We start from the raw sequence: 25,379 nt of genomic DNA on the forward strand, positions 1-25,379 counted from the left end.
GTCATGTCGATCTGCACTTCATCGCGCTGGCGTTTGGATTGCCGTCTCATTGCATTACCTTCTCTTCTCGCAAACCGTCACGGGTCCTGGCCAGCGCACGCTTGGCCAGGCTCTCGAGCCGGCTGAGTAACAACACGCCGGACAGCGCCACCACCATGCCTGCCATGGTGGGGATGGTGGCTCGGGAGATCCCGCCAGCCATGCTCTCCGGGTTAAAGCGGTTGGCGGCGGCCAACGCATCGAATACGCCAATCATGCCGGTCACTGTGCCAAGCAGACCCAGCATGGGGCAGAGCACCACCAGGGTGCGGATGAAGATCAGATGGCGGTTGAGCTCGAGCTCCGCCTCGGCCAACCAGCGGCCACGGATGGCCCTGGCATGCCAGCTGTGGTGCTCACCACGGTCCTGCCAGCGGCTGAACAGTTGCCGCTGCAAGGCACCAAATCCCAGCTTGAGGTAGAGCACCCGCTCGATCATCAGGATCCACATCAGCACCAGCAGGGCCAGGATGACCCAGAGCACGGGGCCACCACGGCCCATGAAGCTCTGCAACTGTTGCCAGATGTCGACGATCATGCCACCCGCTCCATCCCGTCCCCGTTGCTCTCGGCCCGCTCGGCCAGGATGCCGGCAACCTGTTGCTCCAGGACGTTGGAGAGCTCGGTGAAGCGGGACTGCAGCAGGCTGTGGGCCAGGATCAGCGGGATGGCAGCCACCAGGCCTTGTACCGTGGTGATCAGCGCCATGGAGATGCCGCCCGCCATGATCTTGGGATCGCCGGTACCGAACTGGGTGATGGCCTGGAAGGTGCCGATCATCCCGGTCACGGTCCCGAGCAGACCCAGCATGGGGGCGATGGCTGCTATGACCTTGACCATGCCGATACCGCGCTCGAGTCGCGGGGTTTCCTGCAAGATGGCCTCGTCAAGCCTCAGTTCGAGGGTCTCCATGCTCAACTCGGGGTGTTGATCCGCCACCGTCAGCACCCGGCCGAGGGCGTTGTCGGTGTGATATTCACCACTCTTGAGCTGACGACGCACCCGGCCGAGCTCCCGGGACAAGGTCCAGAGCCGCACGCCGGCGATGCCGAGGCCGATGACGGCCAGCAACACTATGATGGCGCCGACCTGCCCACCCTGTTGCACCTGCTGCCAGAAGCTGGGAGCCTGAGCCAACATGTCGAGCAGCACGCCGTGAGAGGGATCCAGCGGCAATGCTTCCCCTTCCTGACCCTGATAGGCGGCCAATTCGGAGTGCACGGCACCGGGCAGCCCCAGTACGGGGGTAATCCCTTCTGCGCTTACCTGCAGATAGCCGGCACTGCCACCAGCGCCAAATAACGCAAAGCTGCCAACCCGGGTCAGAGACTGCTCACTGGCCGCCCCCTGTGCATCGAGCACCTTGCCGTTGAACTGAACCACCCGGCCAGACTCGCGGATCTCTTGCAGCAGACTGGCGGGCAGCAGCGCAAGCGCGGCGCGATCCGGCACCTGCTTGTCTTGCGCCATGGCGCGCAGAGCAGTCAGACGATCCGGGTACTGACCCTGCACCGAGGACTCAGCCAGCAGCTTGACGGCATCGCTCGCCCCCTGGCGGGTGACCGCGAAGATTTCATTCATGTCGCCGGAGGCTTGCTCCCACTGAGCATTGAGCTCCACCAGCTTCTTTTCGTTCTCCGCAAACTGGCTGGCCAGCTGCTTGCCCAGGCTCTGGGCGGCGGCCAGCTTGGCACGGGCGCTGTTCAACTCGGTAGAGACGGACGCCAGATCTTGATTGGCCGTCTGCTCACGGGCCTGTTCCTGAGCCTTCCAGTCTTCGGCATGGGCCAGTTGGGAGCCGAGGGAAAAGGTGATGAGAAGGGGGAACCACTTCATGGCTGCTCTCATGATTGGGCCTCCTGGCTACGGGCAACAGACAGGGGCACGTGCAACAGTTGCGGGACTTTCTTGTCGGCTGCCATGTCCAGCGCATCGGCGATGGGAGTGAGCCACTGGCTATCGAGGGCCAACCATTGTTTGGCTTCGGCGGACCAGCGCCAGGCCTGGCTGCGATCAGCCGTCATGGCCAGCAGGGAAACCCGGCCAAGGGCCAGCACATCGACCCGGCGCTCGGCGCCATCCAGCATCAACTGGGCAGGATAAGCGTCCATCCGGCTGCCGTATTCGGCTTCAATCTGATAGGCCTGCAGCAATTGACGGAATTTCTCGGCCTCGCTCACATCGGCCCGGGCCAGGGTCACCTTGAGTTGCTCGATGCGCGCCAGACGATCGTCTTTGCGCAGGGGAATATCGTCCTGTACCAGTTGCTCCAGATCGGCCTGCATCTGCAGCATCAGCGGGATCAGCCCCTGACGGGTCTGCTCTACCGCTTCCAGCTGAGTGGTCAGCTTGCCCAGCTCATTTTGCTGATCGGCCACCAGAGACTGCATGTAGCGGTTGTAGGCTTCCAGATCCCGCAGTTGCAGCTGTGCGCTCTGCAACTCTGCCCTGGCAGACACGGCCGCATCGGCCGCTTTTTCGACTCGTTGTTGGGATGATTTCCCATCAGCAATGCTGTTTTTCAGTGCGGGCGCAACCAGATCGTCTGCATTGGCGACGAAGTGAGCGGCCAGTGGCAACAAGGCCAGACCCCAGAGCTTTTTCATGGTACATAATCTTAACAATGATAACTATTCTCATTGTCTCAAAGAGTCGCCCCACTGGCAATCAGATGATTTTCTTGGCCTGCGGCCAAAAAAACAGGATACTTTTTAGACAAGCACGGGAGTTACTGGCGTTGGTCGTCACAACACCACATTAAATAACTAAAAAATGTCTTTTCGATCAGGATGATAAATGATCGAAAAAGGAGACTGACATGTTCAACGATGCGATCTGGGAACACATAGATCGATTCACCAAGGCCAAGAAAACGAGCGAGATCCAGCAGCAACTCGAACGCTTCAGCCACCAGATGGGCTTTGATTATTTCCGTTTGCTGATTATTTTCCCCATCAGCATGCAGAAATCCCATGTCGCCCTATTTAACAATTGCCCCACCAGCTGGTTTGACGCCTATTCGGAGCGGCGCTACCTGACTCAGGATCCTGTGGTCTTCCTCGGACTGAAACAGACCCAGCCCATCTTCTGGAACAAACTCGACTGTGATTCTCCCTGGCTGCCCAGCGCCAGCCGGGAAGTGATGAATCTGGCCGCCGATTTCGGGGTCAGAAACGGGGTCTCCTTCCCGCTGCACACTCCGCAGGGGGAACACGGCATCCTCTCCTTCATCAGCAAGGAAAAATCCAGTTCGGATCTGATGTTTGAAAACGTTCCCTTGCTGTCGTTCTGTGCCAGCTACATCTTCAATTCCGCACTGGAGCTCATCAAGAACAGGCCGGATCTGATGAAGTATCTCACCGAACTGTCGGACAGGGAGAAGGAGTGTCTGTTCTGGGCCAGCGAGGGCAAGACCTCCTGGGAGATAGCGACCATACTCGGCATCAGCGAGCGTACCGTTAACTTCCACCTCAATCAGGTCACCAACAAGACGGACTCCAAGAACCGCAACCAGGCGATCGCCAAGAGCATCTCCAGCGGCATCATAGTGCCCTCCCTGAGCGATGTGACCATCACCAACCTGCGACTGTCCTGAGCCAGGACAAGATGAAAAGAGCCGCGTGATGCGGCTCTTTCATTTTCGGGGCCTCGATGACTATCCCTCTCTCTCCTTCTCCCCTTCCTCTCTGCCTTCCAGCAGCGCCAGAGCCGCATCGAAGTCATAGCGTTCAACCTTGAGCGCCACCTGCTGAAGGAGCCCAGCCAAAACCGGTTCCAGGGCAAGAGTTCTCAGTACCGCCAGCGCCTCAACCGCATCGCTGTCACTCTCGGCCAGCAGATGAGCCAGCCTCAGCAACCATGGCTGCAATGCACTATCCGACACCAAGGCAGTGGGCTGCGCCACCGGTTCCCTTCCCACGTCATCCCTGAGGGATGTGATCAATGGCATCAAGGATTGTTCCACCCCGGCCAACGCCGCCTGCAGCGCATCGTTGCCGAGGCGGGCCCGACAGCCTTGTTCCAGCTCGGCCGCCGCCTTCGCAACCTCGAAGGCACCTATGTTGCCAGCCGTCCCCTTCAGGCTGTGCGCGAGCCGGGTCGCCGCCTCAGGATCCGGGTCGGCGAGGGCAACGGCAAATTGCCCGGCAAAACCCTGATGGGCCGAGAGGAACTTGCGCAGCAAGCGCCGATAGAGATCGGTACGCCCCTGACAGGTCGCCAGCCCGGCAGCCTGATCTATGCCCTCTATCGCGATGGGCAGGTCAGGCACCATGGCCGTCACCCTAGAGCCAACCATGGAGAGCTGACGGCTTCCCAGCTTGATCCATCTGGCCAGGGTCGAAAACATGTTGGCGACATCGAGGGGCTTGCCTATCTGATCGTTCATCCCCGAGGCCAGCGCCCGCTCCCGATCACCGGTCATGGTGTTGGCCGTCATGGCGATCACCGGCAGACTGGCAAAGCGTGATTGCTGGCGGATCCGGCGGGTGGCGGTGTAGCCGTCCATCACCGGCATCTGGCAATCCATCAAGACTCCATCGAAATCGGCATCCTGTGCCAGCAGATCCAGCGCCTCCTGACCATTGGCCGCCAGACCGAGGACTATGCCCGCCTCCTGCAGCAGCTCACTGGCCAGCTCCCGGTTCAGTTCATTGTCTTCAACCAGCAACAGGCGGGCACCGCGCAGGCTGGCGCTCGCACTGGCGGTCTGTTCGCTGCGCTCGGTCGCCCGGCTATCCATAAGAGGTACCTTGCCGAGCACACTGCCGAGCGCCTCCAGCAGGGTGGAAGGGGTCACCGGCTTGGTCAGCACCACGGGCAGAGGCACTCCCCGGGTTGCGGCCTGCTCATGCACCTCCTCGCGACCGAAGGCGGTCACCATGATCACCGATGGCGTCTGCGCCAGGTTGGCCGCATGCATCTGGCGCACCGTCTCCACCCCGTCCATGCCCGGCATGCGCCAATCCATCAGCACCAGATCATAGGGCAGCGACTTGGTCTCGGCCTCCACCAGCATGGCCAACGCGGTACGGCCGCTGTCGGCCACGTCCACCTCTATGCCAAAGCTGCTGGCCATGCCGTAGAGGATCTCGCGGGCGCTGGCATTGTCGTCCACCACCAGGGCCCGCACCCCGATCAACTCATCCCGGGTGAACATGCGCCTCGGCTGTGCCCCACTCTGGCGCCCCAGCAGGGCACGGAAGTGGAAGCAGGATCCCTCGCCCTCCACACTCTCCACCCAGATGCGTCCCCCCATCAGTTCGACCAGCCGCCTGGAAATAGAGAGTCCCAACCCTGTGCCACCGTATTTGCGGGTGGTCGAGCTGTCGGCCTGGCTGAACGACTGGAAGATCCGCTCGCACTGCTCCTGGCTCATGCCGATACCGGTATCCCGCACCCAGAAATGCAGTTCCAGCTGTGCCCCCTCTTCCCTGAGCACCTCGGCCCCCACCACTATCTCCCCTCGCTCGGTGAACTTGGCTGCATTGTTGCCGAGGTTGATAAGGATCTGCCCCAGTCGCAGTGGGTCTCCCATCAGGGCGGTGGGCAGGTCGAAGGGGGTATCGAACAGCAGTTCCAACCCCTTCTCCTCGGCCCGCAGCCCTATCATGCTGGCGAAGTTGTCCAGCACATCCTCCAGGTGGAAGGGGATGATCTCCAGCTCCATCTTGCCCGCCTCAATCTTCGAGAAGTCGAGGATGTCGTTGATGATGCCGAGCAAATTCTCCGCCGAGCGGTGCACCTTCTCGATGTAGTTGCGCTGGCGACGATCCAGCTGGGTGTGCAGGGCCAGGTGGCTCATGCCGATGATGGCGTTCATGGGGGTGCGGATCTCGTGGCTCATGTTGGCAAGGAAGGCGCTCTTGGCCTGGGTCGCCTCCTCCGCCACCGCCCGCGCCTCGGTCAGCGCCGTCACATCGATATTGACCCCGGTTGCCCGCAGCGGCACCCCTTCCGGGGTGCGAGTGAAGCGGCAGAGCGCCTTGAAGGTACGCACGGCCTCGTCCCCCTGACGCACGATGCGAAAATCGAGCTCTATCCTGTCTGCTCCCTCCTCGACGGCCCGCTCGAAGACCTGGCTGGCAGAGTCCGCATCATCTGGATGCAGCAAAGCCTTCCAGTGCGCCTGGCTACCGCCAAATCCACCAGGCTCCAGCCCGAACATCTTCTCCAGCTGCGGGGTCCAGTAGTTGCGGCCGGTCACCAGATCGATGTCGAACAATCCTATGCCCCCCGCCTCCTGTACCAGGGTCAGACGCTCGCTGGCGGTGCGCAGCCTGGCCCCCATGGCCCTGCGCTCGCTCACGTCCCGCACCGAGGCACAGACGCAGATGCCGCGATCCACCAGGGTCGGCAGATGGGAGAGCCCGATTTCCACGGAGAACTGGCTGCCATCCTTGCGCACCCCCTGCAGATCCTCGATGGCGGCCCCCATCTGGCGCGTGCCACCGTGGGCGATGAAGTGGTTGCGCAGCGCCGCATGCTGATCGCGACCGCTCTTTGGCACCAGGCATTCGATGGACTGACCGTTCAACTCACCGGCGGCGTAGCCGAACAACCTGTCCAGCTGGGGATTGGTCAGCAGAATGAGGCCGTCGGCACCGATGACCAGCATGCCGTCCGGCGCCGCCTCTATGATGCCGCGATACCAGGCCTCGGTGGCGCGCAAGGCACCCTGCTGGGCCTCGAGTGCTCTGGCCTGATGCTCCAGTTGCAGGGTCTGGGCGCCCATCTCGTCGGCCTGGCGGCGGGTCTCCTTCAACAGGGCCAGGGCGACCTCGCTACGCTCCATGATGGCCATGGCGCCCGCCAGCCTGGGCAGCACTTCCTGCAACAACAGGGTCTCCGTCTCGCCGGGAGGCTGGAAGCCGGCCAGCTCCAGCACCCCGAGCAGGCGTTCCCCCCGCATCACCGGCAGCACCTGCAGCTGGCTGGCTGGCCCGGCACCGAGCTGGGTACGCACATGCCAGAAGGATTCCGGCACCGCGGTCAGCTGGCGTGGTTGACGATCGAGGGCACACTGGCCCAGCAACCCCTCCCCCAGAGCCACCTCTTCGGCTAGCGGGTACTTGGGATCGCTTGCGTAACCGCCCACCAGACGCAGGCTGGCCGACCCCTGATGCAGGCTGTAGAGCGCCCCCTGGCAGACACCGAGCAGGGGCGCCATGCGGGCGAAGAAGACCTGAGCCAGCTCTGGCGGCGTCTCGGCCAGTTGCAGATCCACCTGCAGCAGGGAGACCTGGGCCTTGACCTTGCGTTGCAGCTCCAGCTGACGCGCCTCCAGCTGCAGGGTGGCGATGGCCCGCGCCAAGTCGCCGGTCTCGTTGTGCATGTCGGCATGGGGAATGGGATGATCCAGCTGACCGGCGGCCAGCAGGTCCACCGCCTTGCGCACCCGCTCGAGGGGATTGCGGATCGACTTGCTGACCAGCCAGACCAGGATCAGTGACAGCCCCAACCCTCCCAGCAACAGTGAATAGGTGAGCAGGCTGCTCTGCTTGGCAAAATCCGTGATCTGGATGACCAGATCCCGCAACGCGGACTGCTTGACCTCGGCGATGTGCTCCAGCATGGCATCGGCGCGGGCGTCCAGCCGCTCAAACTCATCGCTATTGAGCAGCACCTGCGCCTGTTCCTGATTGCCCTGGGCGACCAGTTGCAGCACCTTGTCGCTGAGCTGCTGGTGACGCTCCAGCTGCATCTCGAGATCCGATGAATTGACCAGGCTCTCGGTGCGCCACAGGGTCGGCTTGGCCAGGGCCAGCTCCTCGTACAGCGTCTTCTGGGCATCCTGCAACTGCTTGAAGGCCTCAGTCCGCACACTCCGATCGCTGGAACCAACGGCTTTGCGCAGGGCCTGCTGGATATGGGGCAATTGCACCCTCGCCTCCTGCAGATGGATGGCGCCCACCAGGTCCTTGCTATAGAGGTGATCCAGATCCCGGGTCAACTTGCTCTGGGTACGCAGACTCTGGATGCCGAGGGCCAGCGCCAGCGCCAGCAGCACGGCAAACCCCAATATCAGCTTGTGCCGCAGTGCGAGCCGCTCAAGCAGAACCAGCACTCTCATGGGAGCTCCTTGTCTCTGGCTCAGGGGGCCGGGGAATGCCGGGCGGCCTGCAGAGCAGCCATGTCCTGTTCGCTGTCACTGAAGCGATCGGCGATGGCCTTGAACTGCTCGGTGGCGGACAGGAAGGCCGCGCAGACATCCGGATCGAAGTGCCAGCCCCTCCCCTGACGAATGATGTCCACCGCCTCCTCGTGGGACATGCCCGCCTTGTAGACCCGGCGGCTGATCAGCGCATCGTAGACATCGGCAACCGCCATCAGCCGGGCGCTGATGGGGATGGCATCCCCGGCCAGCCCTTGCGGATAGCCGCTGCCGTCCCATTTCTCCTGATGGCTGTAAGCTATCTCCTTGGCCAGACGCAGAAAATCCACCGGGAAGCCGAGCTGATCCTCGGCCCGCTGTATGGCATCGCGGCCAAGGGTGGTGTGGGTCATCATGATCTCGAACTCTTCCCGGGTGAGACGACCCGGCTTGAGCAGTATGTGATCCGGGATGCCTACCTTGCCGATGTCGTGCAGGGGGGCCGACTTGAACAACAGGTGGATGCTCTCGTCGTTGAGGAAGTGACGAAAACGGGGATGTTCCCGCAGCAGCTCGGCGAGCAGCTTGACGTAGTGCTGGGTGCGGCGGATATGGTTGCCGGTCTCGTTGTCCCGGGTCTCCGCCAGGGAAGCCATGGCCTGTATGGTCACATCCTGGATCGCCATCACCTCGCGGGTCCGGCGCTGGACCTCCTGTTCGAGGAACTCGTTCTTATCCCGCAGGAAATCGGCGGCCGCCTTGACCTTCAGCTGGTTGGCGACCCGAGCCAGCACCCGTGGCGGGCTGATGGGCTTGGTGATGTAATCGACGGCGCCGAGCGCCAACCCCTGGAGCTCGCTCTCCACCGCCGCCATGGAGGTGAGAAAGATGATGGGGATGTGGCGGGTACGGTTATCCTGCTGCAGCCGCTCCGCCACCTGCAACCCGGATAGACCGGGCATCATGATGTCGAGCAATATGAGATCCGGCAGGGGATCTCCCGTCAGGATGCGCAAGGCTTTCTCGCCATTGTTGGCGAGCTTGACCCTGTATTTGTCCCTGAGCAGTTCGGCCATCAGCATCAGGTTGTCCGGGGTATCGTCCACCACCAGCACTGTGGTGGAGGAATGGGTCTCTTGGGGGTGATTCATGGGATGCGATCTCCAGCCCTGTATTGAGTGGTCACACATCTGTGCCACCGGTCTAGAGCAAGCTTAGCGTCGAAGTAATCAGCCAGCTTTCAGCCACTTAAATAAAAAACCGGCGCATCACGAGCTGTGATGCGCCGGTTTTTCATCAGGTACTTGCGGATCGTGGTGGAGTAAAATGCTTACCCAACCACGATATACAGTTTATTACTCCACGGTAACCGATTTGGCCAGGTTGCGCGGCTGATCCACGTCCGTGCCCTTGATGAGGGCCACGTGATAGGAGAGCAGTTGCAGCGGTACCGTGTAGACGATGGGAGCAATCATCTCTTCCACGTGGTTCAGGCTCATCACCCGCATGGTCTCGTCGCTCTTGAAGCCGGCGTCTGCATCGGCGAACACGTAGAGGATACCGCCACGGGCGCGCACCTCTTCCACGTTGGATTTGAGCTTCTCCAGCAGATCGTTGTTCGGCGCCACCACTATGATGGGCATCTCCGCATCGATCAGCGCCAGCGGGCCGTGCTTGAGCTCACCGGCGGCATAGGCCTCGGCGTGGATATAGGAGATCTCCTTGAGTTTGAGCGCCCCTTCCATGGCGATGGGGTACTGGCTGCCACGGCCGAGGAACAGGCTGTGGTGCTTGTCGGCAAACTCTTCCGCCAGGGTCTCGATCTGCTTGGCCAGGGCCAGGCTCTCCTTGATGCGCAGGGGCAGGGCCTGCAGCGCCTTGACCAGTTCGGCCTCGGCGGCGGCGCTCAGGTGGCCGCGGCAATGACCGACGGAGGCCACCAGCATCAGCAGGCCGGCCAGCTGGGTGGTGAACGCCTTGGTGGAAGCCACGCCGATCTCGGCACCGGCACGGGTCATGAAGGCGAGATCCGATTCACGCACCAGGGAGGAACCCGGCACGTTGCAGATGGCCAGGGAGCTCATGTAGCCGGACTCCTTGGCCAGGCGCAGGGCGGCCAGGGTGTCGGCGGTCTCGCCGCTCTGGGACAGGGTCACCAGCAGGCTGTTGGGGCGCACCACCGACTTGCGGTAACGGAACTCGGAGGCGATCTCCACGTCGCAGGAGACGCCGGCGATCTCTTCGAACCAGTAGCGGGCCACCATGCCGGAGTTGTAGGAGGTGCCGCAGGCCACGATCTGGACATGATCCACCTTGTCGAAGATGGCGCGGGCACCGTTGCCGAACGACTCGACGATCACGTGATCGCTGCCGAGGCGCCCTTCCAGGGTGTTGGTGATGGCCTTGGGCTGCTCGTAGATCTCTTTGAGCATGTAGTGGCGGTATTCACCCTTGTCACCGGCGTCGTGGGACAGCTCGGATTCCAGCTCCTCGCGTACCACGGCGTTGCCGTCGGTATCGAACACATGGACGTCGCGGCGGGTCACCTCGGCCACATCACCCTCTTCCAGGAAGATGAAGCGGCGGGTCACCGGCAGCAGGGCCATCTGATCGGAGGCGATGAAGTTCTCGCCGATGCCACGGCCGATCACCAGGGGAGAGCCGGAACGGGCCACCACCAGACGGCTGTCGTCACGGCTGTCCATCACGACGGTGCCGTAGGCGCCGCGCAGTTGCTTCACCGCCACCTGCATGGCGACCAGCAGGCTGGGGGCAGATTTCAGCTCGTGGTGCACCAGATGGGCGATCACTTCGGTATCGGTGTCCGAACTGAACTCATAGCCCATGCCCTGCAACTGGCTGCGCAGCTCTTCATGGTTTTCGATGATGCCGTTGTGCACCACGACGATGTGTTCGGAGACGTGGGGGTGGGCGTTGCGCTCGGACGGCTCGCCGTGGGTGGCCCAACGGGTGTGGGCGATGCCGGTGCCGCCGTGGACGGACTGCTCTTCCAGCGCCTTGGCCAGCTCGGCCACCTTGCCGAGGCGGCGCACCCGCTGCAGCGGCTGGCTGGCGCTGAACACGGCCACACCGGCGGAGTCATAACCGCGATATTCCAGACGGCGCAGGCCCTCTACCAGAATTTCAGCCACATCACGTTGGGCCACGGCCCCGACGATGCCACACATAGGATTCTCCTTGAGACGTTAAGACTTGATGCTTTGGATAGTTGGATGTTCGATTCAGGCAGTCATATCAACTGACAACAGGGGCACAGACCAGCTGGATCCCCTGCGCTTGAAGCTGTTCCCTGGCCTCGGGGGCCAGCCCCTCGTCGGTCACCAGGGTGTGGACGCTGCCCCATGGCAGCTCCAGATTGGGAATGCGACGGCCGATCTTCTCGGATTCAACCATGACGATGACCTCGCGGGAGACCTCGGCCATCACCCGGGACAGTCCCACCAGCTCGTTGAAGGTGGTGGTGCCTCGCGCCAGATCGATGCCGTCGGCACCGATGAACAACTGGTCGAAGTCGTAGGAGCGCAGCACCTGCTCCGCCACCTGGCCCTGGAAGGACTCGGAGTGGGGATCCCAGGTACCGCCGGTCATCAGCAGGGTGGGTTCGTTCTCCAGCTCCCGCAGGGCGCCGGCCACGTTGAGGGAGTTGGTCATCACGATGAGGCCGCGCTTGTTGCCGAGCAGGGGGATCATGGCGCTGGTGGTGCTGCCGCTGTCGATGATGACGCGATTGTGATCGCGGATCCGCTCGGCGGCGGCACGGGCGATGGCCATCTTTCGTTTCGAAACTTGTTCTGGATTCTCATTCGCCACCATCTCGCTCGGCAGGGGAACGGCACCGCCGTAACGGCGCAACAGCAAGCCGCCGGTTTCCAGCATGGCCAGATCCTTGCGGATGGTGACTTCGGAGGTGGCGAAGTGTTTGGCGAGGGCATCCACGCTCACCTCACCCTGTTCTTGAACCAGGGTGACTATGGTGTGGCGGCGCTGTTGGGTGTTGCGTTTGTTCATTTAAAAGTTTCGATTCGAAAGAATATCGAAATGTTAGCGACTTTTTTGGAAAAATCAAACGGCAAATAGGATCCGATGTGCATCGGTGCCAGAATGAGGGCTGATTTGCGAGAGGACGCCATGCAAAAACGAGTCATCTGGCTGGTGGAAGATGAGGCCAGCATTGCCGACACCCTGATCTATGCGCTGCAAACTGACGGTTTCGAGGTGGAGTGGTTCCCCCTGGGTCAACCCATGCTGGCGCGACTGGAACAGACGCAGCCCGACTTCCTGATCCTGGATGTGGGCCTGCCGGACATCAGCGGCTTCGAGCTGTGCAAGCAGGTACGCACCCGTTGTGATCGGCCCTTGATGTTTCTGACCGCCCGCAGCGAGGAGATAGATCGCCTGATTGGACTGGAAATCGGTGCCGACGACTACGTGGCCAAGCCGTTCTCCCCGCGGGAAGTGTGCGCCCGGGTGCGGGTGATTCTGCGCCGCAGCCAGCCTGCCGCCCCCCAATCCAGCCCCTTGCTGGTACTGGACGAGGAGCGGGCCCGCATCTGCTTCCACGGCCAGGCCCTGGCCCTCACCCGTTACGAATACCTGCTGCTCAAGACCCTGATGCAGGCGCCGGGGCGGGTCTACTCCCGCCAGCAGTTGATGGATCTGGTGTGGTGCGGAGCGGAGGAGAGCCTGGATCGCACCGTGGATACCCACATCAAGACTCTGCGCGCCAAACTGCGGGAGCGGGACCCGGCCACCAGCCTGATCCTGACCCATCGCGGGCTGGGCTACAGCCTGGAGCTGGCATGAGAAGGGCGGCGCGGCGAGACAACCCAAAACGGGGCGATAGCCGGAGTCAGACATGCGTATAGGCCTGCAGTTGCTGTGCGGCCTGGTGCTGATCTTCGCCCTGGCCGCCTGGTTCGTGCTGGAGATCTTCGTCGAGGAGATCAAACCCGGGGTGCGCAGCGCCACCGAAGACACCCTGGTGGACATGGCCCAGTTGCTGGCACCGCTGGCGCTCGACGATCTGCAGGAAGGGAAGATGGCGGATGGCCGGCTCGCCAGCGCCTTCGCCCGCCTCAACCAGACCCCTCTCAACGCTCTCATCGACGGCCACCTCAAGCAGCAGGCCGAGTACCGCATCTATGTGGTGAATGCCAGGGGGCTGGTGGTCTATGACTCCAGCGGCCAGGATCTCGGCAAGGACTACTCCCGCTGGAACGATGTCTACCGCACCCTGCGCGGGGAGTACGGCGCCCGCAGTACCCGCAGCGATCCGGACGATCCCGCCAGCTCGGTGATGCACGTGGCCGCCCCCCTGCGCGACGGTCAAGCCATCCTGGGTTCCCTCACCGTCGCCAAACCCAATCGCACCCTGCTGCCCATGATAGAGCGCAGCGAGCACCAGCTGTTGCAGGGGGCCGCCGTGCTGCTGCTCATCTCCCTGCTGATCGGGGGCCTGCTGGTGTGGTGGCTCAACCGTGCCATCGGCAAGCTGGTGCACTACGCCGATGCGGTCAGCCAGGGAAAACCCACCAGCCTGCCGGCACTCCATAGCCCGGAACTGGACCGGCTCGGCCGCTCCCTTGAAACCATGCGCCGTCAGCTGGATGGCAAGTCCTATATCGAGGCCTATGTTCACAGCCTGACCCATGAGCTCAAGAGTCCGCTGGCCGCCATCCGCGGAGCCGGAGAGATATTGGCCGAGACGCCGCCCCCCGAGGTGGCGAAGCGCTTTATCGGCAACATCAATCTGGAGACGGCCCGCATGCAGCAACTGATCGAGCGCATGCTGCAACTGGCCAGGCTGGAATCGGGACAAGGACTGGACAGGCTTCCCTGCACCCCCGCCAGCCTGGGCAAGCGGGTGCTGGATGCCCGCCAGATCGTGGCGAGGGGTCGTCGGGTCACGTTGTCGGCGGCCCTCGCCGAGGGCCAGAAACAGAAGTGGGACTCCCTGCTGGTGGAGCAAGCCCTCGGCAACCTGCTGGACAATGCGCTGGATTTCTCCCCCGTCGCCGGCACAGTCCAGCTGACGGGAAGTGTCGAGGGGGACGGTTATCGCTTCCAGGTCAAAGATGAGGGGCCCGGCATTCCGGACTACGCCCTGCCACGGATCTTTGAGCGATTCTACTCGCTGCCAAGGCCTGACAAGGGCAAGAGCAGCGGCCTCGGTCTCAGCTTCGCCCGCGAAGTGGCGCGCCAGCACGGGGGCAGGCTGACCCTGTGCAACCAACCAGGAGGCGGCGTGCTGGCAGAATTGTGGCTGCCGGCAGCCTGAGTCGTCGATTCACTCAGGACCAGACTTCATATTGAGCACACAGAGCGGGGCTAAGCTGCCCCTTCATTACAGGAGCCACCATGGGGGTGCTCTTGTGCCTCAAGGAGATTGCCATGTCCCGTCTGCTGTTATCCGGCCTGTTTGCCGCCGGCCTCTTCTTCGCCCTGCCCGCCAGCGCCGCCTCGGGCTGCATGCTGTTTGCCGACGGCAACGGCAAGCCCACCAGCAAAGAGGGGGACTGCGCCAGCCAGCTGCCCCCCGCCTCCACCTTCAAGATCCCGCTGGCACTGATGGGGTATGACAGCGGCTTCCTGGTGGATGAACAACTGCCCGCCCTGCCGTTCAAACCGGGGGATGCCGACTTTCTGCCAGAGTGGCGGGAGACCACCACCCCGAGCCGCTGGATGCAATACTCCGTCATCTGGTACTCCCAACGCCTCACCGAGTGGCTGGGGATGGCGCGCCTGCAGCACTATGTGGATGCCTTCGACTACGGCAACCGGGATCTTTCCGGCAACCCGGGCAAACACGATGGCCTGACCCAGGCCTGGCTCAGCGCCAGCCTCGCCATCAGCCCGGAAGAGCAGGCCCGCTTCCTCGGCAGGATGGTGAATGGCAAGCTGCCGGTCTCCGCCCAGACCCTGGCACACACCGGCACCCTCATGCGTCAGCCGGACATCGATGGCTGGCAGATCCACGGCAAGACCGGCATGGGCTACCCCAAGTTGCTGGATGGAACTCTCAACCGGGAGCAGCAGATCGGCTGGTTCGTCGGCTGGGCCAGCAAACAGGACAAGAAGCTCATCTTCGTCCATACCGTCATCCAGAAGCCGGGCAAGCAGTTCGCCTCCCTCAGGGCCAGGGACGAGGTCTTTGCCGCCCTCCCTGCACGGCTGAAACAGATGTAATGGGATGCATGAACCGGCGCCAGGCGCCGGTTTTTTTATCCCCCTTCACCCTGACTTCACAGAACCTCATTCCCCCTTCACCCAGACCAGTCACCATGCCCCTTATCAACAAGGAGAGGCGTCATGGTCAAACAAATACTCACCCACAAGGTCGTCATGCTGCTGTTGCTCAGCCTGCTGCTGATGGTCCCGGTACATTCCATCATGGAGCTGAACCGGGAGCGGCAGGCCTATCGCAGCCAGGCCATCCACAGCATCATGGCCAGCAGCAGCGGGCCGCAACGACTGATAGGGCCTGTGCTGGTGCAACCCTATACCCGATCCGTCACCGTCGAGCAGGATGGCAAGCGCTTCGTGCGTACCGAGCAGGTCTATCGTTATCTGCTGCCGGAGCAGCTGGAGGTGCGGGCCAGCATGGAAGTCACCCCGCGCAAGCTCGGCATCTATCAGGCGCAGGTGTATCAGACCCGGCTCTCCCTCTCCGGCAATCTGCCCACGGCTCTCGACGACAAGCCGCTGGTCAGCAGCACCCAGGAAACGCGCGACGGATCCGACCCCAGCCTGATCCCGGGCAGGCCCTACCTCAGCCTGGTGCTGTCCGATGCCCGCGGCATCAACAGCGTCCCCAAACTGCAACTGGGAGAGGCGCGCATCCCCTTCGCCCCCGGCGCCCAGCTGGGAGGCACCATGGCAGGCATCCATGCCCCGCTCGCGGCGCTGCCCACCGGAAACGGCCGCTTTCATATCGAGCTGGATCTGCAGGGAATGAATGCGCTGGACGTCGTGCCCCTGGGTCAGGACAGCCAATTCAACCTGAGCGGCAACTGGCCGCATCCGAATTTCATCGGTGACTTCTTGCCGGGCAAACGATCCCTCGGTCAGCAGGGATTCGAGGCCAGCTGGCAGACCAGCTGGTTCGCCACCGACATGGAGAGCCGCTTCAACCGTCTGATGGAGGGATCGGGAGGCAAGCTGCCGAGTTTCAGCGTCAGCCTGGTGCAGCCGGTGGATCACTATCAACTGAACGAGCGGGCGGCCAAGTATGCGCTGCTGTTCATCGGCCTCACCTTCCTCAGCTTCTTCATGTTCGAGCTGCTCAAGGGGCTCAGAGTGCATCCGATCCAGTACGCCCTGGTGGGCATGGGACTGGTCGTCTTCTACCTGGTGCTGCTGGCACTGACCGAACATATCGGCTTTGGCTGGGCCTATCTGGCCGCCGCCCTGGCCAGCGTCGCCCTCAACGGCTTTTATCTCAGTCATGTGCTGGGGGGAGCCCGGCAGGGGCTGGGATTCGCAGTGCTGTTGGGGCTGGTTTACAGCATATTGTTCGGATTATTGCAGGCGGAAGAGATAGCTCTGCTGCTCGGAGCCCTGCTGCTGTTTGCCGTACTGGCGCTGATCATGGTGCTGACCCGCAAGCTCGACTGGTACCAGCTGACGGAGCGCCCTCCGCAGCCCTGACAAATAACAGCGGCGCCCAAGGGCGCCGCTGTTATTTCATTGATCGGGCATCACTTCTTCTTCACCGGGCGAGCCCAGTTCTTGATGTGACGCTGGGGCACCCGGGTGATGACCAGCTCATTCTCGGCCACATCCTTGGTGATGGTGGAACCCGCCCCCAGGGTCGCCCCCTTGCCGATGCGCACCGGCGCCACCAGCTGGGTATCGGAGCCGACGAAGACGTCATCCTCGATGATGGTCTGGAACTTGTTCACTCCATCGTAATTGCAGGTGATGGTGCCGGCACCGATGTTCACCTTGGCGCCAACCTCGGCATCCCCCAGATAGGTCAGGTGACCACACTTGGAGCCCACCCCGAGCCGGGCCTTCTTCATCTCGACGAAGTTGCCGACATGGGCATCCTGCTCCAGCACGGCGCCGGGGCGCAGACGGGCGAAGGGGCCGACGGAGCACTGATCCGCCACCAGAGCCCCTTCGATGACGGAGTAAGGCTTCACCTCGCTGTGATCGCCAATCTCGCAATCCTTGAGCACACTGCCGGCACCGATGTGCACGTGGTTGCCGAGCTTCACCTTGCCCTCGATGATGACGTTCACGTCGATCACCACTTCTTCCCCGATCTCGAGGGTACCGCGCAGATCGAAACGGGCCGGATCGATCAGGGTGGCACCGGCAATCATCAGGCGCTCGGCCTGCATCTGCTGGTAGCTGCGCTCGAGCTGGGCCAGTTGCACCCGGTTGTTGGCCCCTTCCACTTCCATGGCGTTGTCCGGGTGGACGGCGGCAATGGGGCAGCCATCGCCGTGGGCCATGGCAATGATGTCGGTGAGGTAGAACTCTCCCTGGGCATTCTTGTTGTCCAGCCGGGAGAGCCAGCTGCGCAGTTGCGCGCCCTTGGCCACCAGCACACCGGTATTCACCTCGCGGATGGCAAGCTGCTCGGGGTTGGCATCCTTCTGCTCGACGATGCCGACCACCTGGCCGTTTTCCCGCACGATGCGGCCATAGCCGGTGGGGTTATCCAGCACCACGGTCAGCAGGGCCATGCCGTCGTCAGCCTTGGCGGCCAGCAGACGCTGCAGCGTCTCTGGCTGGATCAGCGGGGTGTCGCCATAGAGCACCAGCACGTCGTCTTCATCCTGCCAGAACGGGATGGCCTGGGCGACGGCGTGGCCGGTCCCGAGCTGCTGCGCCTGCAGCACCCAGTTCAGATCCGGCGCGGCGATCCGCTCCTTGAGCAGCTCGGCACCGTGGCCGTAGACCAGGTGCAGTTGCTCGGCACCAATCTGGCGCGCGGTCTCGATGACATGGGAGACCATGGGCTTGTTGGCGACGGGGTGCAGCACCTTGGGGAGGACAGAACGCATACGAGTACCTTTACCCGCAGCCAGGATCACGACGTTGAGAGACATAGCCAGCCTTTGAAACATGAGGAAATGCTGGGCGGAGTCTATCCAACGGGCAAAAAAAAAGCGACCCGAAGGTCGCTTTTTGCATCACCGCCCTTAGCGGTAATTCTTTTTGACGATATCGATAACCCGCAACTGGGCCATCGCTTTCGCCAGCTCGGCAGATGCCTGAGCGTAGTCGATATCACCATGGGAGCTGTTGATCCGCTCTTCGGCACGACGCTTGGCTTCCTGGGCTTTCGCCTCATCCAAGTCGTTGGCACGAATGGCGGTATCGGCCAGCACGGTCACGGCTTCGGGTTGTACTTCCAGCATGCCGCCGGAGATGTACAGCACCTCTTCGCTACCATTTTGCTTGATCAAGCGGACCAGGCCCGGCTTGATGGCAGTCAGCAGCGGAGCATGACCGTGGCGGAGACCCAGCTCACCTTCGGAGCCTGATACCTGAGCAGATTGCACCCTACCGGAAAACAGTTTCCCTTCGGCGCTCACCACATCCAGGTGAAAGGAGATCATCTCAGCCATGGGCCCTCCTATCGAGGCTTACAGTTTCTTGGATTTCTCGACGACTTCGTCGATGCTGCCAACCATGTAAAACGCCTGCTCGGGCAGATCGTCGTACTCGCCTTTCAGGATGCCCTGGAAACCACGAATGGTCTCTTTCAGCGGCACGTATTTGCCAGAAGAACCGGTAAATACTTCAGCCACGAAGAACGGCTGGGACAGGAAACGCTCGATCTTACGGGCACGGGCTACGGTCAGTTTGTCTTCCTCTGACAGTTCATCCATACCCAGGATGGCGATGATGTCCTTCAGCTCCTTGTAGCGCTGCAGTACGGTCTGGACACCACGAGCGGTCTCGTAGTGCTCCTTGCCTACCACCAGCGGATCCAGCTGACGGGAGGTGGAATCCAGCGGGTCAACGGCCGGGTAGATACCCAGTGCCGCGATCTGACGGGACAGTACGACGGTCGCATCCAGGTGGGCGAAGGTGGTCGCCGGAGACGGGTCGGTCAAGTCATCCGCAGGGACGTAAACGGCCTGTACGGAGGTGATGGAACCGGTCCGGGTGGAGGTGATACGTTCCTGCAGAACACCCATCTCCTCGGCCAGGGTCGGCTGGTAACCTACTGCGGAGGGCATACGGCCCAGCAGTGCGGATACTTCAGTACCGGCCAGGGTGTAACGGTAGATGTTGTCCACGAAGAACAGTACGTCACGACCTTCGTCACGGAACTTCTCGGCCATGGTCAGACCGGTCAGCGCCACGCGCAGACGGTTTCCGGGCGGCTCGTTCATCTGACCGTAAACCAGAGATACTTTGTCCAGTACGTTGGACTCCATCATCTCGTGGTAGAAGTCGTTACCCTCACGGGTACGCTCACCCACACCGGCGAACACGGAATAACCGCTGTGCTCGATGGCGATGTTACGGATCAGCTCCATCATGTTGACGGTCTTGCCTACACCGGCACCACCGAACAGACCGACCTTACCACCCTTGGCGAACGGACATACCAGGTCGATAACCTTGATGCCGGTCTCCAGCAGCTCGGTGCTGTTGGACTGATCTTCGTAGCTGGGGGCTTCGCGGTGGATGGACCAACGCTCTTCTTCGCCGATCGGACCCTTCTCATCGATGGGGTCGCCCAGTACGTTCATGATACGACCCAGGGTCGAGGTACCGACCGGTACCTGGATGGCCTTGCCGCTGTTAACTACTTCCAACCCACGACGCAGACCGTCGGAGGAACCCATGGTGATGCAACGAACGACGCCGCCGCCGATCTGTTGCTGAACTTCCAGTACCAGACCCTGGCCTTGGCCTTCGCTGATGACTTTCAGTGCATCGTACACCTGGGGCACGGCGTCTTGCGGGAACTCGATGTCCACTACAGCGCCGATGATTTGGACGATGAAACCGTTACTCATGTCAAATCCTCTAAACCTTTGATAACCCTTGCCTTACACCGCAGCAGCACCGGATACGATCTCTGTCAATTCCTGGGTAATACTGGCCTGACGGGCCTTGTTGTACACCAGTTGCAGATCGTTAATCAGGTTACCGGCGTTGTCAGTCGCGGCTTGCATGGCAACCATTCGGGCTGCCTGTTCACTGGCCAAGTTTTCTACCACACCCTGGTAGACCTGGGACTCGACGTAGCGAATCAGCAGGGCATCCAGCAGTTGCTTGGGATCCGGCTCATAGAGGTAATCCCAGTGGTTCTTCTTGTTCAGTTTGCTGTCTTCAGTTACGGGCAAAGGCAGCAGTTGATCGACTTTTGGTTGCTGAACCATGGTGTTGACGAACTTGTTGTACACCAGGTACAGCCTGTCAATCTCACCGTTGTCGTAAGCCTTCAGCATGACCTTGACTGAACCAATCAGGTCATTGACGCTCGGGCTGTCACCCAGTCCGGAGACATGGGCTTTCACCTTGGCGCCGTGCCGCTCAAAGAAGCTGGAGGCCTTGTTACCGATCAGTGCCAGGTCAACCTGGGCACCTTTCGCGCTCCATTGCTTCATATCGTTGAGGGCAGCCTTGAACAGGTTGATGTTCAAACCGCCACACAGGCCACGGTCGGTGGAGACGACGATGTAACCCACTCGCTTGACCTCACGTTCGATGAGGTAGGGGTGCTTGTATTCCAAGTTCCCCTGAGCGATATGGCCGATCACCTTGCGCATGGTTTCAGCGTACGGACGGCTGGCAGACATGCGTTCCTGCGCACGGCGCATCTTGCTTGCTGCCACCATTTCCATAGCGCTGGTGATCTTCTGAGTGTTCTTCACACTCCCGATCTTGTTACGTATCTCTTTTGCGCCGGCCATCTCTTCTCTCCATCAGGTGGCAGCTTGCGCTGCCACACACGCTTACCAGGTCTGGGTTGCCTTGAAGTCATCCAGCAACGCAGTCAGCTTGCCAACGATCTCGTCGTTGTAGTCGGCCTTGGCATTGATGTCAGCCATCAGCGAACCATGCTGGGTATTGGCGTAAGAGAGCAGAGCGGCTTCGAAGTCGACGATCTTGTTCAGTTCGACATCGGCGAGATAACCCTTCTCGGCAGCGAACAGCACCAGTGCCTGCTGAGCTACGCTCATCGGGGAGTACTGCTTCTGCTTCATCAGCTCGGTTACTTTCTGACCGTGATCCAGCTGCTTGCGAGTCGCGTCGTCCAGGTCGGAAGAGAACTGGGCGAAAGCCGCCAGCTCACGATACTGAGCCAGTGCGGTACGAATACCACCGGACAGTTTCTTCACGATCTTGGTCTGAGCGGCACCGCCCACACGGGATACGGAGATACCCGGGTCAACCGCCGGACGAATACCGGAGTTGAACAGCTGGGAGGTCAGGAAGATCTGACCATCGGTGATGGAGATCACGTTGGTCGGAACGAACGCTGACACGTCACCGGCCTGGGTTTCGATGATCGGCAGGGCGGTCAGGGAACCGGTCTGGCCTTTCACTTCGCCATTGGTGAACTTCTCTACGTACTCGGCGTTGACACGAGCAGCACGCTCCAGCAGACGGGAGTGCAGATAGAAGACGTCGCCCGGGTAAGCTTCACGTCCAGGCGGACGGCGCAGCAGCAGGGAGATCTGGCGATAGGCAACAGCCTGCTTGGACAGGTCGTCATAGATGATCAGTGCATCTTCACCGCGGTCACGGAAGTACTCACCCATGGAGCAGCCGGCGTAAGGAGCCAGGTACTGCAGGGCAGCCGCTTCAGACGCAGAGGCAACCACCACGACGGTGTTGGCCAGGGCGCCGTGCTCTTCCAGCTTGCGCACTACGTTGGCGATGGTGGAGGCCTTCTGGCCAATCGCAACGTAGACACACTTAATGCCGGAGTCTTTCTGGTTGATGATGGTGTCGATCGCGATGGCGGTCTTACCAACCTGACGGTCACCGATGATCAGCTCACGCTGGCCACGACCGATTGGGATCATGGCATCGATGGCTTTCAGGCCGGTCTGGACTGGCTGGTCAACAGACTTACGCTCGATAACGCCAGGTGCGATGACTTCGATCGGCGAGAAGCCATCGTTGTCGACCGGGCCTTTACCGTCGATCGGCTGACCCAGGGTGTTGACCACCCGGCCCAACAGACCACGACCGACCGGCACTTCCAGAATGCGGCCAGTTCCTTTGACTTTCATCCCTTCCGCCAGGTTGGCATAGGGACCCATTACTACGGCACCAACGGAGTCACGCTCCAGGTTCAATGCCAGAGCGTAGCGGTTGCCCGGCAGCTCGATCATCTCACCTTGCATGGCATCGGCCAGGCCGTGGATACGAATGATACCGTCACTTACGGAGACGATGGTACCTTCGTTACGCGCTTCGCTCTTGACATCAAACTGCGCAATGCGCTGCTTGATCAGCTCGGCGATTTCAGTGGAATTCAGTTGCATGCTCTAATACCCCAATCAAGATTGCAGCGCATCGGCCATGCGATCCAGCTTACCGCGGACAGTACCGTCGATAACCAGATCACCGGCCTTGATGAGCACCCCGGCCATCAAGGACGCATCGGTGCTGCAATTCAGCTTCACTTTGCGCGCGAGACGTTGTTCCAGAGAAGCCTGAATATTGGCTTTCTGCTGGTCGGTCAGTTCGATCGCCGAAATCACGTCAGCCTGAACTTCTTTGTCCAGTTCAGCCTTGAGCGCTACAAATTCAGCAACGACCGCCGGCAGCACACCCAAGCGACCATTCTCGGCCATCACCCGGATCAGGTTCTGACCATGCTCGTCGAGCTGCTCACCGCAGACGCTCACAAACAGTTTTGCAAGCTCTTCGGCAGCTACAGAGCCGTTTACCAGGTTGTGGATGGTCTCGTTCTTCACTACTTCCGCAGCGAAGCCGAGCATCCCCAGCCACTGGTCAACCGCCTTGTGCTCAACGGCAAACTCGAAAGCAGCCTTGGCGTAGGGGCGAGCGATTGTAGTCAGTTCAGACATAGCCCCGTTCCCGTTACAGTTCTGCTACCAGTTTGTCGACGATGTCGCTGTTGGCAGCCTGGTCGATTTGGCGTGCCAGGATCTTCTCTGCACCCGCGATGGCAAGAGCAGCAACCTGCTTGCGCAGTTCTTCTTTGGCACGATGACGTTCAGCTTCGATCTCTGCACGGCCCTGAGCCAGGATTTTTTCCCGCTCAGCTTGGGCTCCAACAGCGGCCTCATCGATGATCTGGGCCTTGCGTTTGTTGGCCTGATCGATGATTTCGGCAGCCTGAAGCTTGGCTTCTTTCAGCTGATCGGTGGCGTTGGCCTTGGCCAAATCCAGATCTTTCTTGGCACGTTCTGCAGAAGAGAGGCCGTCAGCGATTTCTTTCTGACGGGCTTCGATGGCAGCGATCAGCGGCGGCCATACGTACTTCATGCAAAATACTACGAAGATGAAAAAAGCAACTGCTTGGCCGAGGAGGGTGGCGTTGATATTCACAGCCGATGTCCTCTTAAGTTAGTTAATGGGTTCTGCGTGAGTCGTTACGACGACTTAGGCAACCGCAAACATCACATACAGACCCAGACCAACGGCGATCATCGGGATCGCATCCACCAGACCCATCACGATGAAGAACTGGGTACGCAGAACAGGGATCAGGTCAGGCTGACGAGCTGCACCTTCCAGGAACTTGCCACCCAGGATACCGATACCGATGGAGGCGCCGATAGCCGCCAGACCCATCATCATTGCAGCAGCGATGTACAGCAGGTCCATGTTCAAGTTTTCCATGAGGATCTCCATTTATTTAGATGTAATTGATTGTATAAAAAGGATTATTTGAGTTGCATCATCAATGGTCTTCTTGCGCCATCGACAGATAGACGATGGTCAGAACCATGAAGATAAACGCCTGCAAAGTGATGATCAGGATGTGGAAAATTGCCCAAGGCACGGACAGGATCCACTGTGACCACCAGGGTAACAAACCCGCAATCAGGATAAAGATCAGTTCGCCAGCATACATGTTGCCGAACAGTCGCAGACCCAATGAAACAGGCTTGGAAATCAACGTGACGGTTTCAAGGATGAAGTTAACCGGGATGGCAGCCGGGTGGTTGAAAGGCTGAAGCGTCAGCTCCTTCACGAACCCGCTGATACCCTTGACCTTGATGCTGTAATACAGGATCAAGAAGAACACGCCCAAAGCCATGGACATGGTGATGTTAACGTCAGCAGAGGGAACCACACGCAGATAGGGAACACCCATCAACTGTGCAGCGTGAGGGATAAAGTCAACGGGGATCAGATCCATCAGGTTCATCAGGAAGATCCACACAAACACCGTCAGGGCCAGAGGTGCGATGACCTTGTTGCGACCATGAAAGATGTCTTTGACGTTACCATTCACAAACTCGACCAGCATCTCCACAAAGCACTGCAGCTTACCGGGCACACCGCTGGTAGCCTTGACGGCCACACTGCGGAACAACCAGATAAACAGGGCGCCTAGCACGACGGAAAATATCATTGAGTCGATATTCACCGTCCAGAACCCGGACCCTACTTGCAGATGGGTCAGGTGGTGGGAGATATATCCCTGAGGAGTCAGGACTTCTCCGGTTGCAGACATGAGTTTTCCTAATAGTGGTTGTTAAGCGTGAATGAAACTATCCACTGTACAACGAGGGCGAGGATATAAGTGGCGAAGAACGAGACTGTGTTGACCTCGATCCCGGAGCCAAACACCAGGGCGAAAAGTCCTGCTGTAGTAACGAGCTTAATCCCTGCCCCACCATAAAAGTCCCCCAACACCAGACCCACACTCTCCTTCGTCACCTTGCGGCGCAGAACCCAGAGCGTGAACAGAGCCTGAGGAACCCAGTACATCCCCCCTCCGTAGAGAGAGGATTGTCCGGCGAACGGACCCTCCAGATAAAACCAGACGGTACTGATCGCCAGGATCAGGATGAGCTGACAAACGAGCATAGCCATGGCTAGCGTCAAACCTTCCAAGGCTCTTTTCTGTTTCACCAACCTACCCCTGAACATTACAGAACTGTAAAAAATCGGGATCCGAAGACCCCGCGTTCACAGCTCGAAAAGCCGGTCAAATTATACCCGTGAAGACAGCTATTGCAACACGGCAAAAATCCTTAATTTTTGCGGCTTTCCGTGCAGAATTAAGGTTATGTTCATAACGAAAGGAATGGATGTTTTA

The 25,379-nt window shown here is 60.6% G+C and carries 23 protein-coding genes (1 of these 23 running past the window's edge); 5 read left to right on the forward strand and 18 right to left on the reverse strand.

Translation table 11 applies throughout. The annotated features are described in order from the left end of the window. The 4 genes in view from VZC39_RS20675 to VZC39_RS20690 are tightly spaced (each overlapping or abutting the next) and all read right to left on the reverse strand, a layout consistent with a single transcriptional unit that may run on beyond the window. Window positions 1-50, reverse strand: partial view of an ExbD/TolR family protein gene (locus VZC39_RS20675; protein WP_434664796.1) — the 5' portion only. 352 nt of this gene lie to the left of the window's left edge; the window shows 50 of its 402 coding nt (coding positions 1-50); the start codon lies at window positions 48-50; the stop codon falls past the left edge of the window. Continuing rightward, entirely contained in the window at window positions 47-577 is a 531-nt protein-coding gene (locus VZC39_RS20680; protein ID WP_349920409.1) for a MotA/TolQ/ExbB proton channel family protein, read from the reverse strand. The genes VZC39_RS20675 and VZC39_RS20680 overlap by 4 nt, the downstream gene beginning before the upstream one ends. Beyond that, window positions 574-1,887, reverse strand: a complete 1,314-nt coding sequence (locus VZC39_RS20685; RefSeq protein ID WP_349920410.1) for a MotA/TolQ/ExbB proton channel family protein — start codon at window positions 1,885-1,887, stop codon at window positions 574-576. The genes VZC39_RS20680 and VZC39_RS20685 overlap by 4 nt, the downstream gene beginning before the upstream one ends. Beyond that, a complete protein-coding gene (locus VZC39_RS20690) occupies window positions 1,884-2,645 on the reverse strand; it encodes a DUF3450 domain-containing protein (RefSeq protein ID WP_349920411.1) in 762 nt (253 codons plus the stop codon). The genes VZC39_RS20685 and VZC39_RS20690 overlap by 4 nt, the downstream gene beginning before the upstream one ends. A gap of 212 nt (window positions 2,646-2,857) precedes the next feature. Between VZC39_RS20690 and VZC39_RS20695 the strand changes: the two genes are divergently transcribed. Beyond that, window positions 2,858-3,634, forward strand: a complete 777-nt coding sequence (locus VZC39_RS20695) for a helix-turn-helix transcriptional regulator (RefSeq protein ID WP_349920412.1) — start codon at window positions 2,858-2,860, stop codon at window positions 3,632-3,634. Window positions 3,635-3,694: 60 nt separating this feature from the next. Here the strand turns inward: VZC39_RS20695 and VZC39_RS20700 are convergent, their stop codons facing one another. The 4 genes from VZC39_RS20700 to VZC39_RS20715 all read right to left on the reverse strand — a co-directional run bounded on the left by VZC39_RS20700 (window position 3,695) and on the right by VZC39_RS20715 (window position 12,160). Further along, on the reverse strand, window positions 3,695-8,110 hold the full coding sequence (locus tag VZC39_RS20700; protein ID WP_434664798.1) for a response regulator: 4,416 nt from the start codon (window positions 8,108-8,110) through the stop codon (window positions 3,695-3,697). Between the two features lie 20 nt (window positions 8,111-8,130). Further along, complete coding sequence (locus VZC39_RS20705; protein WP_349920414.1) at window positions 8,131-9,282, reverse strand: response regulator; 1,152 nt, start codon at window positions 9,280-9,282, stop codon at window positions 8,131-8,133. A gap of 204 nt (window positions 9,283-9,486) precedes the next feature. After that, entirely contained in the window at window positions 9,487-11,319 is a 1,833-nt protein-coding gene (gene glmS, locus VZC39_RS20710) for a glutamine--fructose-6-phosphate transaminase (isomerizing) (protein ID WP_349920415.1), read from the reverse strand. A 67-nt stretch (window positions 11,320-11,386) separates the two neighbouring features. Beyond that, complete coding sequence (locus VZC39_RS20715) at window positions 11,387-12,160, reverse strand: DeoR/GlpR family DNA-binding transcription regulator (RefSeq protein ID WP_434664799.1); 774 nt, start codon at window positions 12,158-12,160, stop codon at window positions 11,387-11,389. A 120-nt stretch (window positions 12,161-12,280) separates the two neighbouring features. On the opposite strand from VZC39_RS20715, the gene blrA reads away from it, so the two are divergent. The 4 genes from blrA (at window position 12,281) to creD (ending at window position 16,798) form a co-directional block, all read left to right on the forward strand. Continuing rightward, window positions 12,281-12,955: a beta-lactam response regulator transcription factor BlrA gene (blrA, locus tag VZC39_RS20720; protein WP_349920417.1), complete on the forward strand. Its 675-nt coding sequence runs from the start codon at window positions 12,281-12,283 to the stop codon at window positions 12,953-12,955. A gap of 52 nt (window positions 12,956-13,007) precedes the next feature. Continuing rightward, a complete protein-coding gene (gene blrB, locus VZC39_RS20725; RefSeq protein ID WP_349920418.1) occupies window positions 13,008-14,429 on the forward strand; it encodes a beta-lactam sensor histidine kinase BlrB in 1,422 nt (473 codons plus the stop codon). Window positions 14,430-14,542: 113 nt separating this feature from the next. After that, window positions 14,543-15,337: a class D beta-lactamase gene (gene blaOXA / locus VZC39_RS20730; RefSeq protein WP_434668534.1), complete on the forward strand. Its 795-nt coding sequence runs from the start codon at window positions 14,543-14,545 to the stop codon at window positions 15,335-15,337. A gap of 123 nt (window positions 15,338-15,460) precedes the next feature. Continuing rightward, window positions 15,461-16,798: a cell envelope integrity protein CreD gene (gene creD / locus VZC39_RS20735; RefSeq protein WP_434664802.1), complete on the forward strand. Its 1,338-nt coding sequence runs from the start codon at window positions 15,461-15,463 to the stop codon at window positions 16,796-16,798. Window positions 16,799-16,848: 50 nt separating this feature from the next. Here creD and glmU read toward each other — a convergent pair whose 3' ends face one another. The 10 genes from glmU to VZC39_RS20785 form a co-directional block, all read right to left on the reverse strand. Continuing rightward, window positions 16,849-18,210: a bifunctional UDP-N-acetylglucosamine diphosphorylase/glucosamine-1-phosphate N-acetyltransferase GlmU gene (gene glmU, locus VZC39_RS20740; RefSeq protein WP_434664804.1), complete on the reverse strand. Its 1,362-nt coding sequence runs from the start codon at window positions 18,208-18,210 to the stop codon at window positions 16,849-16,851. Between the two features lie 93 nt (window positions 18,211-18,303). Beyond that, window positions 18,304-18,732, reverse strand: coding sequence for a F0F1 ATP synthase subunit epsilon (locus VZC39_RS20745; RefSeq protein WP_349920422.1), 429 nt, complete (start codon window positions 18,730-18,732; stop codon window positions 18,304-18,306). A gap of 18 nt (window positions 18,733-18,750) precedes the next feature. Then, a complete protein-coding gene (gene atpD, locus VZC39_RS20750) occupies window positions 18,751-20,139 on the reverse strand; it encodes a F0F1 ATP synthase subunit beta (RefSeq protein ID WP_349920423.1) in 1,389 nt (462 codons plus the stop codon). Between the two features lie 33 nt (window positions 20,140-20,172). Further along, the gene (gene atpG, locus VZC39_RS20755) at window positions 20,173-21,039 is read right to left on the reverse strand and encodes a F0F1 ATP synthase subunit gamma (protein ID WP_349920424.1); all 867 of its coding nucleotides are present in this window, start codon (window positions 21,037-21,039) and stop codon (window positions 20,173-20,175) included. 42 nt (window positions 21,040-21,081) lie between these two features. Continuing rightward, entirely contained in the window at window positions 21,082-22,623 is a 1,542-nt protein-coding gene (gene atpA / locus VZC39_RS20760; RefSeq protein WP_349920425.1) for a F0F1 ATP synthase subunit alpha, read from the reverse strand. A gap of 15 nt (window positions 22,624-22,638) precedes the next feature. Further along, window positions 22,639-23,172 (reverse strand): F0F1 ATP synthase subunit delta, encoded by a 534-nt coding sequence (gene atpH / locus VZC39_RS20765; RefSeq protein ID WP_349920426.1) that lies wholly within the window; start codon window positions 23,170-23,172, stop codon window positions 22,639-22,641. 13 nt (window positions 23,173-23,185) lie between these two features. After that, entirely contained in the window at window positions 23,186-23,656 is a 471-nt protein-coding gene (atpF, locus tag VZC39_RS20770; protein ID WP_139437153.1) for a F0F1 ATP synthase subunit B, read from the reverse strand. A 54-nt stretch (window positions 23,657-23,710) separates the two neighbouring features. Continuing rightward, window positions 23,711-23,950 (reverse strand): F0F1 ATP synthase subunit C, encoded by a 240-nt coding sequence (atpE, locus tag VZC39_RS20775; RefSeq protein ID WP_010672265.1) that lies wholly within the window; start codon window positions 23,948-23,950, stop codon window positions 23,711-23,713. Window positions 23,951-24,011: 61 nt separating this feature from the next. Continuing rightward, window positions 24,012-24,791 carry a F0F1 ATP synthase subunit A gene (atpB, locus tag VZC39_RS20780; protein ID WP_349920427.1) on the reverse strand — a complete coding sequence of 260 codons (780 nt, stop codon included), beginning with the start codon at window positions 24,789-24,791 and terminating at the stop codon, window positions 24,012-24,014. An 8-nt stretch (window positions 24,792-24,799) separates the two neighbouring features. Beyond that, window positions 24,800-25,210, reverse strand: a complete 411-nt coding sequence (locus tag VZC39_RS20785) for an ATP synthase subunit I (RefSeq protein ID WP_349920428.1) — start codon at window positions 25,208-25,210, stop codon at window positions 24,800-24,802. Between the last annotated feature and the right edge of the window lie 169 nt (window positions 25,211-25,379).

The organism is Aeromonas sp. NJAU223 (assembly GCF_051125555.1).
Classification (GTDB): domain Bacteria; phylum Pseudomonadota; class Gammaproteobacteria; order Enterobacterales; family Aeromonadaceae; genus Aeromonas; species Aeromonas veronii_G.

Coding starts and splice junctions, on each gene's coding strand:
- VZC39_RS20680 (WP_349920409.1), bottom strand. CDS start 577: ATGATCGTCGACATCTGGCAACAGTTGCAGAGCTTCATGGGCCGTGGT.
- VZC39_RS20685 (WP_349920410.1), bottom strand. CDS start 1,887: ATGAGAGCAGCCATGAAGTGGTTCCCCCTTCTCATCACCTTTTCCCTC.
- VZC39_RS20690 (WP_349920411.1), bottom strand. CDS start 2,645: ATGAAAAAGCTCTGGGGTCTGGCCTTGTTGCCACTGGCCGCTCACTTC.
- VZC39_RS20695 (WP_349920412.1), top strand. CDS start 2,858: ATGTTCAACGATGCGATCTGGGAACACATAGATCGATTCACCAAGGCC.
- VZC39_RS20700 (WP_434664798.1), bottom strand. CDS start 8,110: ATGAGAGTGCTGGTTCTGCTTGAGCGGCTCGCACTGCGGCACAAGCTG.
- VZC39_RS20705 (WP_349920414.1), bottom strand. CDS start 9,282: ATGAATCACCCCCAAGAGACCCATTCCTCCACCACAGTGCTGGTGGTG.
- glmS (WP_349920415.1), bottom strand. CDS start 11,319: ATGTGTGGCATCGTCGGGGCCGTGGCCCAACGTGATGTGGCTGAAATT.
- VZC39_RS20715 (WP_434664799.1), bottom strand. CDS start 12,160: ATGAACAAACGCAACACCCAACAGCGCCGCCACACCATAGTCACCCTG.
- blrA (WP_349920417.1), top strand. CDS start 12,281: ATGCAAAAACGAGTCATCTGGCTGGTGGAAGATGAGGCCAGCATTGCC.
- blrB (WP_349920418.1), top strand. CDS start 13,008: ATGCGTATAGGCCTGCAGTTGCTGTGCGGCCTGGTGCTGATCTTCGCC.
- blaOXA (WP_434668534.1), top strand. CDS start 14,543: ATGTCCCGTCTGCTGTTATCCGGCCTGTTTGCCGCCGGCCTCTTCTTC.
- creD (WP_434664802.1), top strand. CDS start 15,461: ATGGTCAAACAAATACTCACCCACAAGGTCGTCATGCTGCTGTTGCTC.
- glmU (WP_434664804.1), bottom strand. CDS start 18,210: ATGTCTCTCAACGTCGTGATCCTGGCTGCGGGTAAAGGTACTCGTATG.
- VZC39_RS20745 (WP_349920422.1), bottom strand. CDS start 18,732: ATGGCTGAGATGATCTCCTTTCACCTGGATGTGGTGAGCGCCGAAGGG.
- atpD (WP_349920423.1), bottom strand. CDS start 20,139: ATGAGTAACGGTTTCATCGTCCAAATCATCGGCGCTGTAGTGGACATC.
- atpG (WP_349920424.1), bottom strand. CDS start 21,039: ATGGCCGGCGCAAAAGAGATACGTAACAAGATCGGGAGTGTGAAGAAC.
- atpA (WP_349920425.1), bottom strand. CDS start 22,623: ATGCAACTGAATTCCACTGAAATCGCCGAGCTGATCAAGCAGCGCATT.
- atpH (WP_349920426.1), bottom strand. CDS start 23,172: ATGTCTGAACTGACTACAATCGCTCGCCCCTACGCCAAGGCTGCTTTC.
- atpE (WP_010672265.1), bottom strand. CDS start 23,950: ATGGAAAACTTGAACATGGACCTGCTGTACATCGCTGCTGCAATGATG.
- atpB (WP_349920427.1), bottom strand. CDS start 24,791: ATGTCTGCAACCGGAGAAGTCCTGACTCCTCAGGGATATATCTCCCAC.
- VZC39_RS20785 (WP_349920428.1), bottom strand. CDS start 25,210: ATGTTCAGGGGTAGGTTGGTGAAACAGAAAAGAGCCTTGGAAGGTTTG.